Below are 12,588 nucleotides of genomic sequence, written 5' to 3'. Positions count from 1 at the left end.
TATGATTCGAGGGCGAGAACGTTTTTTGACAAAGGTTTATGTTTCAATGGATTTCGTCATCATCCAGTTGGCATTTATTTTATCATGGGTGATGAAGTTTCATCTATTTCACGATGGGATCAATGGCCATTTGCCATTGAAAAGTTATTTGTTTTGGAGCCTCATTTATGGTGCCATTGCCATTGTGATAGGATATCTCATAGAATTATATGGATCAAAACGTAAAGATAAGTTTTCTAATGAGTTAGCGAAAGTATTGCAAGTACATACATTGAGCATGTTCCTATTATTAAGCGTATTGTTTACCTCGAAAATAGTTGATATCTCACGATTATTTCTATTTTTGTATTTTATATGGAACGTTATGCTTGTCTCGATATATCGCTATATAGTGAAGCAAAGCCTTCGTCAATTGAGAAAAAAAGGATATAATAAGCAATTTGTTTTAATTGTTGGGGCAGGATCGATCGGTAGAAAGTATTTTGAAAATCTCCAAATGCATCCGGAATACGGGCTTGAGGTCATCGGGTTCTTAGATGACTTTCGGACAAAGCATGAGCCACGCTTTGCTCACTATAAACCGATTATTGGAAAAGTGTCGGATTTGGAACATATTTTGATCCACCAGTTAATTGATGAAGTCGTTGTGGCTTTACCGTTGCAAGCCTATCCAAAATATCGGGAGATTATATCGGTTTGCGAGAAAATGGGAGTACGCGCTTCTATTATTCCTGATTTTTATGATATCCTTCCAGCATCTCCTCATTTTGAAGTGTTTGGAGATTTGCCGATTATCAATGTGCGTGATGTACCATTGGATGAACTGCGAAATCGTCTTTTAAAAAGATTGTTTGATGTTGTTTTTTCACTGCTGGCTATTATTTTAACGGCTCCGCTGATGATCATAATTGCCATTGGAATCAAGCTGACTTCGCCAGGGCCAATTATTTTTAAGCAAGAGCGGGTTGGATTGAACAGAAGGACGTTTTATATGTATAAATTTCGCTCCATGAAGCATATGCCTCAGTCCGTTTCCGATACTCAATGGACAGTTGAAAACGATCCACGTCGGACGAAATTTGGAGCGTTTTTGCGGAAAACGAGCTTAGACGAGCTGCCTCAGTTCTTCAATGTACTGAAAGGCGATATGAGTGTGGTTGGCCCACGGCCCGAACGTCCTTATTTTGTCGAAAAGTTTAAAGAAGAAATCCCGAAATATATGATAAAACATCATGTCCGTCCAGGGATCACAGGATGGGCTCAAGTGTGTGGATTGCGTGGCGATACCTCAATACAGGCAAGGATTGAACATGATATTTTTTATATAGAGAACTGGAGTTTGTGGCTAGATATTAAAATTATTTTACGTACAATTACAAATGGTTTAGTGAACAAAAATGCTTATTAAAACATCGAGCATTGCAGCATCTGTTAATTTTTTCCCTATCTTAAACATTCAACAAGCTTAGCACTCTTGCTGGAGATCTGGTAAACTTCATCGTGAGCTGAGTGTTGAAGAAAAGAATTAATTGGAAGCTTGAGGGGAATACCAAGGTATATCAGCGCTTTTTATTAAAAGCATTGAGTTTCTTAAAAGGCGAGTTGTGTTGAAAACTTTGCTAAAGGCAGGTTCCTTTGTTTATTGCGGTTATTCTCTTATTCATTCACTCTATCCATTCTTAAAGCTGATTTAGCGTTTGCAGATTCAATGGTAGAACTGCCATTTGTACAATGGTTATACGAGTGAGGAACGGGCGTTGTTGTAAGTGCTAGAAAAGTTGTAAAAGCGAAAAAGCCGGACTGGGCGTGTGCTTGTTATCCATCGATGGCTCTGCGGAGAGAAATCTCTGCGGGGCTTTTCTTTTGAGAACTGAGAGAAAGGTGCCTGTCACCACCCGGAAAATGTCGGAAAGCAATTTGAATGGAAGTAGTTTCTCGAACCAAAAGATAAAAATAAAGCCTTTAGAATGGCAGCAGAGCGGTTATTCTTTTGTGTCTGAAAATAGAAAGAGGGAGTCCATGTAAGTGATGGAAACTCCCTCTTTATTCGTTTTAGCAGGTCGGGGAATTCTCCCACGTTCTTGCCGCTTCTTGGATTTTTTCCTTTATTGCATCAGTTAACTGCCCGGCACTGTCTAACTTTATTGCTTCTGTTTTTGGCCATTGGTAGCCAAAATATAATCCGGGGCATACATTTAAAGTCTGCCTTTCCGTTTTATCAAACAAATCAGCCAGTTTATGTTTATCATCTGGAGTCATCATATTTTGGCGAATGAGTTCATCGATGAATGACTGATACTCATCCATATTTGATTTATTAAGCTGTTTTATTTTTCTGGCTTTCCAAAACTCTATATAATCCCTTATTCCTGCCCGGGTAGTTGGATAAAAAAGGTTGGTTCCTTGAAAAGCAAAATGAAAATTCGGTTCAAGACGCCACCCTTTATGTTCAAGAGCAAGCAGTTCATCTACATCAACACGATTAAAAAATGTTCTCGCTTGATTCATCGTATCTCCTGCGTAAAATTCTAATTCAATCGCCCATTCTCCGTCATTTTTGATATTCGGGGCGACAGCAATTTGTTTCACTGGGCCATAGTCGACTAAAATATAATTTTTCCGTGAAAATGCAGGCCTGACGCGGATTTTCATCCCCGGGTGGAGGACAGATCGCGCTGTCCATGGACCTTTTCCGTGAAAATGCCGCACTGGCGCAGGATTTTCATCCCCTGGGTGGAGGGCGAATCCACTGTCCATGGATCTTTTCCGTGAAAATCCCCACCACTGGGTGAGTGCTGTATACGCTCCTGATCCGTGCGGGTATACTGAAAATGGCCAAAGAAGGCAATAGGAAAGCAGAGGTGCCCGATTTTCGGACATCTCGTATGATCTGGCTGCCTGTTGGCTATACTAGATAAGTTGTGGTTGGCGGAACGACTCTTTGCGGGAGATCATGCAAAAGATGATCACCAACATTCGTCGAGCCGTGGCGATGAGGGCTTTTTTCTTCCCGCATCGGGCCGCCAACGACCAAAATTTTCGGGACAAGGGATGTGTCTTGGATCGAGCTGCTGACCATGCCGCCTCGCATAACGCTGATCGAAGATGGGGATTGCCTTTAGTCGTACGCGTGCTCTTTCGCTTTCCGGCGCTTTCATGGTTGCCGGGGGACAACCCCGTCCATGAAGCCACCCGTTCCGGCGTTTCAAAGACGCTCATGTCGGTTCCCATCTCGGCGATGATGACGGCGGCGGTTTGTTTTTTGATTCCAGGCATGGTCATCAGTAAGTCCACTTCCTCCCGATACGGCTCGAGCAGGCGGTCGATGTGCTGGTCGACTTCTTCGATTAACTGCTCCAATTCCTCCACGTGTTTCCACAAGAGGCGAAGGAGACGGAGCTCGTGTTCGGTCAAGGTGCCCAGCAGCGAATCATACACCGCCTGCTTTTTCGTTTTGAGCCTGCCGCGCAGGCATTGATCCAGCTCGTCCTTGTCCACGTATCCCTTCTCGAGCAGCCGGGCAAGGATGTTTCGTCCGGAAACGCCGAAGAGATCCGAGAGGACGGAGCCCAGTTTGACATTGGAAGACTCCAGCACTTTTTGAATCCGGTTTTTCTCTGAACTCAACTGTCCGACCCACTTTTTGCGGAGGCGGGTAAAATCCCGCAATTCGCGAATATCCGCTGGGGGGACGAAACTTTTTTCAATGAGTCCATGGCGGAGCAGCTTGGCGATCCACTCGGCGTCAGAGACATCGGTTTTTCTTCCCGGGACATTTTTGATCCGCTGCGGATTGGCCAGTGTCAAGTCGACATAGCCCTCGAGGAAGGCAAAGACCGGTTTCCAATACACGCCGGTGGATTCCATGGCGACATGGGTAACGCCATGTTCTTCGAGCCACTCAAGCAGGTCGCCAAGTCCTTTCGAGAACGTGGAGAAGGTTTGAATGTCCTTTTGAATGTGTCCATCTTCTTCCCATAGCGCGCAGGCGACGATGGTTTCGGCATGAACATCCAATCCTGCGCAGCGAGGATAGATGACATCCATGATGAAAATCCTCCTTTTCGATGATCGAGTGCGCAAACAGCGAATCCACGGGAGAAATGCGGCAGTTTTCCGTTCGTCGTCACCTTTCCTCTATCACAGGAAAGGGCGGACAATGGGTGGTGCACCCAGTGGATTCAAACACTTTTCCGTACAGGGTCTAAGCCACCATTAAGCATAACGTCCTGTTGAACTGTTTGCGCCTATTCTTCATTATGGGAAGAAAAGGGGGATTTTCATCCCTGGGTGGAGGGCAAAACGTTGCCCATGGATCTTTTCCGTGAAAATCCCCACCACTGGGTGAGTGCTGTATACGCTCCTGATCCGTGCGGGTATACTGAAAATGGCCAAAGAAGGCAATAGGAAAGCAGAGGTGCCCGATTTTCGGACATCTCGTATGATCTGGCTGCCTGTTGGCTATACTAGATAAGTTGTGGTTGGCGGAACGACTCTTTGCGGGAGATCATGCAAAAGATGATCACCAACATTCGTCGAGCCGTGGCGATGAGGGCTTTTTTCTTCCCGCATCGGGCCGCCAACGACCAAAATTTTCGGGACAAGGGATGTGTCTTGGATCGAGCTGCTGACCATGCCGCCTCGCATAACGCTGATCGAAGATGGGGATTGCCTTTAGTCGTACGCGTGCTCTTTCGCTTTCCGGCGCTTTCATGGTTGCCGGGGGACAACCCCGTCCATGAAGCCACCCGTTCCGGCGTTTCAAAGACGCTCATGTCGGTTCCCATCTCGGCGATGATGACGGCGGCGGTTTGTTTTTTGATTCCAGGCATGGTCATCAGTAAGTCCACTTCCTCCCGATACGGCTCGAGCAGGCGGTCGATGTGCTGGTCGACTTCTTCGATTAACTGCTCCAATTCCTCCACGTGTTTCCACAAGAGGCGAAGGAGACGGAGCTCGTGTTCGGTCAAGGTGCCCAGCAGCGAATCATACACCGCCTGCTTTTTCGTTTTGAGCCTGCCGCGCAGGCATTGATCCAGCTCGTCCTTGTCCACGTATCCCTTCTCGAGCAGCCGGGCAAGGATGTTTCGTCCGGAAACGCCGAAGAGATCCGAGAGGACGGAGCCCAGTTTGACATTGGAAGACTCCAGCACTTTTTGAATCCGGTTTTTCTCTGAACTCAACTGTCCGACCCACTTTTTGCGGAGGCGGGTAAAATCCCGCAATTCGCGAATATCCGCTGGGGGGACGAAACTTTTTTCAATGAGTCCATGGCGGAGCAGCTTGGCGATCCACTCGGCGTCAGAGACATCGGTTTTTCTTCCCGGGACATTTTTGATCCGCTGCGGATTGGCCAGTGTCAAGTCGACATAGCCCTCGAGGAAGGCAAAGACCGGTTTCCAATACACGCCGGTGGATTCCATGGCGACATGGGTAACGCCATGTTCTTCGAGCCACTCAAGCAGGTCGCCAAGTCCTTTCGAGAACGTGGAGAAGGTTTGAATGTCCTTTTGAATGTGTCCATCTTCTTCCCATAGCGCGCAGGCGACGATGGTTTCGGCATGAACATCCAATCCTGCGCAGCGAGGATAGATGACATCCATGATGAAAATCCTCCTTTTCGATGATCGAGTGCGCAAACAGCGAATCCACGGGAGAAATGCGGCAGTTTTCCGTTCGTCGTCACCTTTCCTCTATCACAGGAAAGGGCGGACAATGGGTGGTGCACCCAGTGGATTCAAACACTTTTCCGTACAGGGTCTAAGCCACCATTAAGCATAACGTCCTGTTGAACTGTTTGCGCCTATTCTTCATTATGGGAAGAAAAGGGGGATTTTCATCCCTGGGTGGAGGGCAAAACGTTGCCCATGGATCTTTTTCCGTGAAAATCCCCACCACTGGGTGAGTGCTGTATACGCTCCTGATCCGTGCGGGTATACTGAAAATGGCCAAAGAAGGCAATAGGAAAGCAGAGGTGCCCGATTTTCGGACATCTCGTATGATCTGGCTGCCTGTTGGCTATACTAGATAAGTTGTGGTTGGCGGAACGACTCTTTGCGGGAGATCATGCAAAAGATGATCACCAACATTCGTCGAGCCGTGGCGATGAGGGCTTTTTTCTTCCCGCATCGGGCCGCCAACGACCAAAATTTTCGGGACAAGGGATGTGTCTTGGATCGAGCTGCTGACCATGCCGCCTCGCATAACGCTGATCGAAGATGGGGATTGCCTTTAGTCGTACGCGTGCTCTTTCGCTTTCCGGCGCTTTCATGGTTGCCGGGGGACAACCCCGTCCATGAAGCCACCCGTTCCGGCGTTTCAAAGACGCTCATGTCGGTTCCCATCTCGGCGATGATGACGGCGGCGGTTTGTTTTTTGATTCCAGGCATGGTCATCAGTAAGTCCACTTCCTCCCGATACGGCTCGAGCAGGCGGTCGATGTGCTGGTCGACTTCTTCGATTAACTGCTCCAATTCCTCCACGTGTTTCCACAAGAGGCGAAGGAGACGGAGCTCGTGTTCGGTCAAGGTGCCCAGCAGCGAATCATACACCGCCTGCTTTTTCGTTTTGAGCCTGCCGCGCAGGCATTGATCCAGCTCGTCCTTGTCCACGTATCCCTTCTCGAGCAGCCGGGCAAGGATGTTTCGTCCGGAAACGCCGAAGAGATCCGAGAGGACGGAGCCCAGTTTGACATTGGAAGACTCCAGCACTTTTTGAATCCGGTTTTTCTCTGAACTCAACTGTCCGACCCACTTTTTGCGGAGGCGGGTAAAATCCCGCAATTCGCGAATATCCGCTGGGGGGACGAAACTTTTTTCAATGAGTCCATGGCGGAGCAGCTTGGCGATCCACTCGGCGTCAGAGACATCGGTTTTTCTTCCCGGGACATTTTTGATCCGCTGCGGATTGGCCAGTGTCAAGTCGACATAGCCCTCGAGGAAGGCAAAGACCGGTTTCCAATACACGCCGGTGGATTCCATGGCGACATGGGTAACGCCATGTTCTTCGAGCCACTCAAGCAGGTCGCCAAGTCCTTTCGAGAACGTGGAGAAGGTTTGAATGTCCTTTTGAATGTGTCCATCTTCTTCCCATAGCGCGCAGGCGACGATGGTTTCGGCATGAACATCCAATCCTGCGCAGCGAGGATAGATGACATCCATGATGAAAATCCTCCTTTTCGATGATCGAGTGCGCAAACAGCGAATCCACGGGAGAAATGCGGCAGTTTTCCGTTCGTCGTCACCTTTCCTCTATCACAGGAAAGGGCGGACAATGGGTGGTGCACCCAGTGGATTCAAACACTTTTCCGTACAGGGTCTAAGCCACCATTAAGCATAACGTCCTGTTGAACTGTTTGCGCCTATTCTTCATTATGGGAAGAAAAGGGGGATTTTCATCCCTGGGTGGAGGGCAAAACGTTGCCCATGGATCTTTTTCCGTGAAAATCCCCACCACTGGGTGAGTGCTGTATACGCTCCTGATCCGTGCGGGTATACTGAAAATGGCCAAAGAAGGCAATAGGAAAGCAGAGGTGCCCGATTTTCGGACATCTCGTATGATCTGGCTGCCTGTTGGCTATACTAGATAAGTTGTGGTTGGCGGAACGACTCTTTGCGGGAGATCATGCAAAAGATGATCACCAACATTCGTCGAGCCGTGGCGATGAGGGCTTTTTTCTTCCCGCATCGGGCCGCCAACGACCAAAATTTTCGGGACAAGGGATGTGTCTTGGATCGAGCTGCTGACCATGCCGCCTCGCATAACGCTGATCGAAGATGGGGATTGCCTTTAGTCGTACGCGTGCTCTTTCGCTTTCCGGCGCTTTCATGGTTGCCGGGGGACAACCCCGTCCATGAAGCCACCCGTTCCGGCGTTTCAAAGACGCTCATGTCGGTTCCCATCTCGGCGATGATGACGGCGGCGGTTTGTTTTTTGATTCCAGGCATGGTCATCAGTAAGTCCACTTCCTCCCGATACGGCTCGAGCAGGCGGTCGATGTGCTGGTCGACTTCTTCGATTAACTGCTCCAATTCCTCCACGTGTTTCCACAAGAGGCGAAGGAGACGGAGCTCGTGTTCGGTCAAGGTGCCCAGCAGCGAATCATACACCGCCTGCTTTTTCGTTTTGAGCCTGCCGCGCAGGCATTGATCCAGCTCGTCCTTGTCCACGTATCCCTTCTCGAGCAGCCGGGCAAGGATGTTTCGTCCGGAAACGCCGAAGAGATCCGAGAGGACGGAGCCCAGTTTGACATTGGAAGACTCCAGCACTTTTTGAATCCGGTTTTTCTCTGAACTCAACTGTCCGACCCACTTTTTGCGGAGGCGGGTAAAATCCCGCAATTCGCGAATATCCGCTGGGGGGACGAAACTTTTTTCAATGAGTCCATGGCGGAGCAGCTTGGCGATCCACTCGGCGTCAGAGACATCGGTTTTTCTTCCCGGGACATTTTTGATCCGCTGCGGATTGGCCAGTGTCAAGTCGACATAGCCCTCGAGGAAGGCAAAGACCGGTTTCCAATACACGCCGGTGGATTCCATGGCGACATGGGTAACGCCATGTTCTTCGAGCCACTCAAGCAGGTCGCCAAGTCCTTTCGAGAACGTGGAGAAGGTTTGAATGTCCTTTTGAATGTGTCCATCTTCTTCCCATAGCGCGCAGGCGACGATGGTTTCGGCATGAACATCCAATCCTGCGCAGCGAGGATAGATGACATCCATGATGAAAATCCTCCTTTTCGATGATCGAGTGCGCAAACAGCGAATCCACGGGAGAAATGCGGCAGTTTTCCGTTCGTCGTCACCTTTCCTCTATCACAGGAAAGGGCGGACAATGGGTGGTGCACCCAGTGGATTCAAACACTTTTCCGTACAGGGTCTAAGCCACCATTAAGCATAACGTCCTGTTGAACTGTTTGCGCCTATTCTTCATTATGGGAAGAAAAGGGGGATTTTCATCCCTGGGTGGAGGGCAAAACGTTGCCCATGGATCTTTTCCATGATTTATGATAGTCAATGGGACCAAGGTTTAACTCTGCCATAATGGAAATACACCGTTGTTTAAGTAAATATTCGTTATCCTTACAAACGGATAAGGTAGTATAAGGGTTTAAAAACTCAAAGTTTTTATCTATAAAACGAAGAAAGTCACTCAGCAAAACGGCTTCAGCGCCGGTTACTAAATCTTTTTCTAATAAACGATTAATTCTTTCAATAATACTCCTCCAACTTAAACATATCGGTGTTTCTTCTATAACGATCTGTGTATCTGCCGGAAGGCTGGGATTTAATTGTTCCACCCGTACTTGATTTTTATTCGGCTTGTTTTCAATGATGAAAATAAAATCAGGTTTATAGTAAATGACCCCGTCATAAACGGCATCTCTTTCCGAGTTATGTACTTTGTGATCTGTAATAAATTCATCATCTGATATAAGAATAGATATTAATTTCCCGCTATCTTGGCTTATTTTCTTCACTTGCGTTTCAATTCTCTCGATTCTGTGCTCTGTATTTACCAATGAAGGGACAATATTTACAGTATTTACATTTTTATCAAACATTTTCTCCCTTATCATCTCAATAAACATATGCTGGATAAATGGCACCATCTTCAAAGTAACTAAAAATGCTCTAGTTAATTGGTCTTCATGATGTGCATCTTTGCGTTCATAGGGGAAAAAGTAATTTAAATGGTCCATTTATGAATGCTCCTTTCCCGCATTATCGTATTATGTAATAAATTCGATGAAAACGAAAAAATTCCTTTGCCATTGCGGAAGCATACTTCTTGCTGATTATTACTGGGAGATCATTGAAGAAGAGTGTTTCTGGTATGTAAAAAATGCATGAAATGGCAATAAAAAATGCCACTTGCCAATTCCGTTTGACAGGGGACCATTTTGAGTCAGTCTTTTTTTATAAAAACCCATTTATTTTAATCCATAGCGTTGTTTCCATTGATTAATTACTTCTTCCGAAGCATAACATTTATTTTTAAGTGTTTTTTGCAAGAAAAAGGTGCAGAGTATTGCAGTATATAAATTTGTTTATATCGCATAAAAATTCAATCCGAATTCTTGCTATTAAGGGCTTGACATGGAGCCTCTGCAGCCATGATTTTCTTTTGCCAAGCGGCCAGCTGTAACAGATTTGGCAAACCCAAACAGGTTATCACGGCTGCCCCTCCATGTAAAGCCCCACTGCATAACCATTTGCATAAAAATTTTGCACATCTCTGCAACTTTAATTTTGCAATAAATAATGTACCCGTCCATCTTCCCGGACTTTCGTATAAATAGCATCCACCAGTATAAACGGATATACGTGTTCAAGCAGGGAACGATGGTTCCAGTCTTGGATAATCGGATCCAGCCCTTTGCATAGCGAGGAAACCGTGGATTTGGAAAATGAGGTGCCGCACAACTCCTTTGTGATTTGGGTGATTTTTTCGGGTAGACACCCTGTTTACCACCATTTCCATGAGTGCCAGTACCAGTGCTTGTTCGCTCCGTTGATATCGTTGAAACAGTTCCGTAGACAACTCCCCATTTCTTGTCCGTGGAACGCGCAAAGTCAACCGTCCCACCCGGGTTGTCAGCTGGCGTGGATACGAACCGTTCCGATATCCTTTTCGTTCTTCCATTCGTTTATCACGGCGAGCCCCAGCTGTTCTTCTACTTGTGCCTCAAGGATTTGATGGAGGACTTGTTTTAGCAGCTTAGATAATCCCTCATCTTTGGTGAGTGTGAGTAAAATATTTGTGGGTGACGTTCAGGAAGGATCCCCGACGAGGGTTGCGAACTTTTGTTCGCGACGCTCGTCGGGGCTACCAAGCGAAGCGCGGTAGGAAAAAAGCGAATTTCATGCAAAAAGGACTCTCTCCCTGCTATGATAGTGATTGTTGACACCAACCGAAAACAGGAGGGAGAGAGTCCATGAAACATCTTACCACACAATGGCCTGTATGAAAAGAGCTGGAGGAACCATTGTTGAGAACCCTTCAAAACGTGTTTGCCACCTTGTTGGCGGCCCTTTTGGAGGAAATCGATCAACAACTGGCGGAAGCTAGGGACAAGCGCCGCGATCAGCTGAAAGACAAACGGCCGACCACCCTCCAAACGCTGTTTGGAGACGTGACGTTTCGACGGAACTACTACTATGATCGGCAGGCAGGGACGTATACCTTCTTGTTGGATGCCGAACTGGGCTTTGATGGAGCCCAATCGATCCGTCCTTGCCTTGAGGAAACGGCGGTCGAGTTGGCTGTAGAGTGCTCTTCCTACCGCAAAGCTGCTCGCACGTTGGAGGCGATCGTGGGGTATGCGGTCCTCAGCCATGAGGCGATTCGTCAGCTGGTGTTGGCGGCCCCTATCTCGCTGCACCACCCTGTTTCCCAACGGCATGGCCGGGTGCTATTGGTGGAAGCGGATGGACTGTTCATCTCCCGCCAAGGGAAAGGGAAACGGGCGAAAGAGCAGAAAATCTTGGCGGTTCACGAGGGATGGAGACGGAACGGCTCGCAACTGGAGCTCGTGAACCGGCGCCACTACCTCCATGAAGGGGCGGGAGACGTGTGGGAAGGGTTCGAAGCGTGGCTGATGAAGGAATATGCCTATGATCCGTGCCGGGACCTGTTGGTCATCAACGGCGACGCGGCATCGTGGATTACCGCCTGCCGGGAGTATTTCGGAAAGCGGGCGTGCTTTCAGTTGGATCGGTTCCATGTGGCGCGGGAGCTTCGTCAGTGTCTGTCCGGCCACCCGCGTTGGCGGGAGGTGCGGAAGAAGCTGGCGAAGCAAGACGAGGAAGGACTTTTGGTGGAACTGAACAGCGCCATCGGTACGTTGGGGGACGAAGCCAAAGAAGAGCAGTTGGCCGAAATGATCCGCCGGATCGAGGCGATGCCGGGATGCATCCGGGACTACCGGGAGTGGCTGTCGGCGCAAGGGGTGGAGACGGCCGGCATGCGTCCGATGGGCCACGCCGAGAGTGTGATGAGCCGGTTCGCGTACCGGGTGAAATCCCGCCGCAGCTGGAAGGACCAAGGACTTTGGGCGTTTCTGAAGGCGATGGTGGCCCAAATCGACGGAATCGGGTGGAGAACAGGGCAGTTGGAAGAGGAAGAGCCCCAGAGGGCAGCCTCAGCCCCGACGAAGCTGGAGCGGATCAAACAGGCCAAACGGAAGGCAGGGCGGTTGTTGGTGGAGGTGATGCGCCAGAACATCCCGTGTCTTCAGCGGTCATCGGGGACGCCGATCTACCAAGCATTGTCGGCGCTTCGGAATGGCGGGTGGATGTAAAAAAATGGATCGAGCAAAAATCAGCTCAAGAAGAGGGATGAGAGTCCGAAAGCGCTTACGATATCAATTCCTAAAAATGGTCTACCAACGGGTGATTGACAACGCCCGTAGTGGACCGAAAAAATGTTCTCCACAAAGTCTTGACTGACTCCAGCGTCATGAAAAACTTGTGGATTCCTTGATGATGTGCTAATCTATTCATGAGACATGAACCTCCTTGTGTGAATGGGTTTGAGCACATCTATTTTACTCAAGGAGCTGGGTTCATGTCTCTTTTTTGTTTAGTTGTC

At 48.4% G+C, this 12,588-nt stretch carries 8 protein-coding genes and 1 pseudogene; 2 read left to right on the top strand and 7 right to left on the bottom strand.

Annotated features, from left to right (window positions below; translation table 11 throughout):
* Position 1 precedes the first annotated feature (1 nt).
* The gene (locus NST29_RS16465; protein ID WP_061912224.1) at positions 2 to 1,408 is read left to right on the top strand and encodes an undecaprenyl-phosphate glucose phosphotransferase; all 1,407 of its coding nucleotides are present in this window, start codon (positions 2 to 4) and stop codon (positions 1,406 to 1,408) included.
* A 644-nt stretch (positions 1,409 to 2,052) separates the two neighbouring features.
* On the opposite strand, the gene NST29_RS16460 is transcribed toward NST29_RS16465, so the two are convergent.
* The 7 genes and pseudogenes from NST29_RS16460 to NST29_RS16430 form a co-directional block, all read right to left on the bottom strand.
* Positions 2,053 to 2,757, bottom strand: coding sequence for a hypothetical protein (locus tag NST29_RS16460; protein ID WP_339232438.1), 705 nt, complete (start codon positions 2,755 to 2,757; stop codon positions 2,053 to 2,055).
* 153 nt (positions 2,758 to 2,910) lie between these two features.
* Positions 2,911 to 4,047, bottom strand: coding sequence for an IS110 family transposase (locus tag NST29_RS16455; protein ID WP_033842531.1), 1,137 nt, complete (start codon positions 4,045 to 4,047; stop codon positions 2,911 to 2,913).
* A 419-nt stretch (positions 4,048 to 4,466) separates the two neighbouring features.
* Positions 4,467 to 5,603, bottom strand: coding sequence for an IS110 family transposase (locus NST29_RS16450; RefSeq protein ID WP_033842531.1), 1,137 nt, complete (start codon positions 5,601 to 5,603; stop codon positions 4,467 to 4,469).
* Between the two features lie 420 nt (positions 5,604 to 6,023).
* Complete coding sequence (locus NST29_RS16445; protein WP_033842531.1) at positions 6,024 to 7,160, bottom strand: IS110 family transposase; 1,137 nt, start codon at positions 7,158 to 7,160, stop codon at positions 6,024 to 6,026.
* Between the two features lie 420 nt (positions 7,161 to 7,580).
* On the bottom strand, positions 7,581 to 8,717 hold the full coding sequence (locus NST29_RS16440) for an IS110 family transposase (protein ID WP_033842531.1): 1,137 nt from the start codon (positions 8,715 to 8,717) through the stop codon (positions 7,581 to 7,583).
* Between the two features lie 233 nt (positions 8,718 to 8,950).
* Complete coding sequence (locus tag NST29_RS16435; protein WP_339232437.1) at positions 8,951 to 9,697, bottom strand: hypothetical protein; 747 nt, start codon at positions 9,695 to 9,697, stop codon at positions 8,951 to 8,953.
* A 565-nt stretch (positions 9,698 to 10,262) separates the two neighbouring features.
* Positions 10,263 to 10,754 (bottom strand): annotated as a pseudogene (locus NST29_RS16430) (transposase); the annotation flags it as partial.
* 218 nt (positions 10,755 to 10,972) lie between these two features.
* On the opposite strand from NST29_RS16430, the gene NST29_RS16425 reads away from it, so the two are divergent.
* Positions 10,973 to 12,298 carry an ISLre2 family transposase gene (locus NST29_RS16425; protein ID WP_231559879.1) on the top strand — a complete coding sequence of 442 codons (1,326 nt, stop codon included), beginning with the start codon at positions 10,973 to 10,975 and terminating at the stop codon, positions 12,296 to 12,298.
* Positions 12,299 to 12,588: the final 290 nt, after the last annotated feature.

It is taken from the genome of Geobacillus sp. FSL W8-0026 (assembly GCF_037966255.1).
Classification (GTDB): Bacteria; Bacillota; Bacilli; order Bacillales; family Anoxybacillaceae; genus Geobacillus; species Geobacillus icigianus.
Note: the sequence above shows the minus strand (reverse complement) of the source record. Positions and strands in the feature narration are given on the sequence as shown.

Bases quoted from the DNA above. Each gene is read 5' to 3' on its own strand.
- NST29_RS16455 (WP_033842531.1), bottom strand. From the start codon at position 4,047: ATGGATGTCATCTATCCTCGCTGCGCAGGATTGGATGTTCATGCCGAA.
- NST29_RS16450 (WP_033842531.1), bottom strand. From the start codon at position 5,603: ATGGATGTCATCTATCCTCGCTGCGCAGGATTGGATGTTCATGCCGAA.
- NST29_RS16465 (WP_061912224.1), top strand. From the start codon at position 2: ATGATTCGAGGGCGAGAACGTTTTTTGACAAAGGTTTATGTTTCAATG.
- NST29_RS16435 (WP_339232437.1), bottom strand. From the start codon at position 9,697: ATGGACCATTTAAATTACTTTTTCCCCTATGAACGCAAAGATGCACAT.
- NST29_RS16440 (WP_033842531.1), bottom strand. From the start codon at position 8,717: ATGGATGTCATCTATCCTCGCTGCGCAGGATTGGATGTTCATGCCGAA.
- NST29_RS16445 (WP_033842531.1), bottom strand. From the start codon at position 7,160: ATGGATGTCATCTATCCTCGCTGCGCAGGATTGGATGTTCATGCCGAA.
- NST29_RS16460 (WP_339232438.1), bottom strand. From the start codon at position 2,757: ATGGACAGTGGATTCGCCCTCCACCCAGGGGATGAAAATCCTGCGCCA.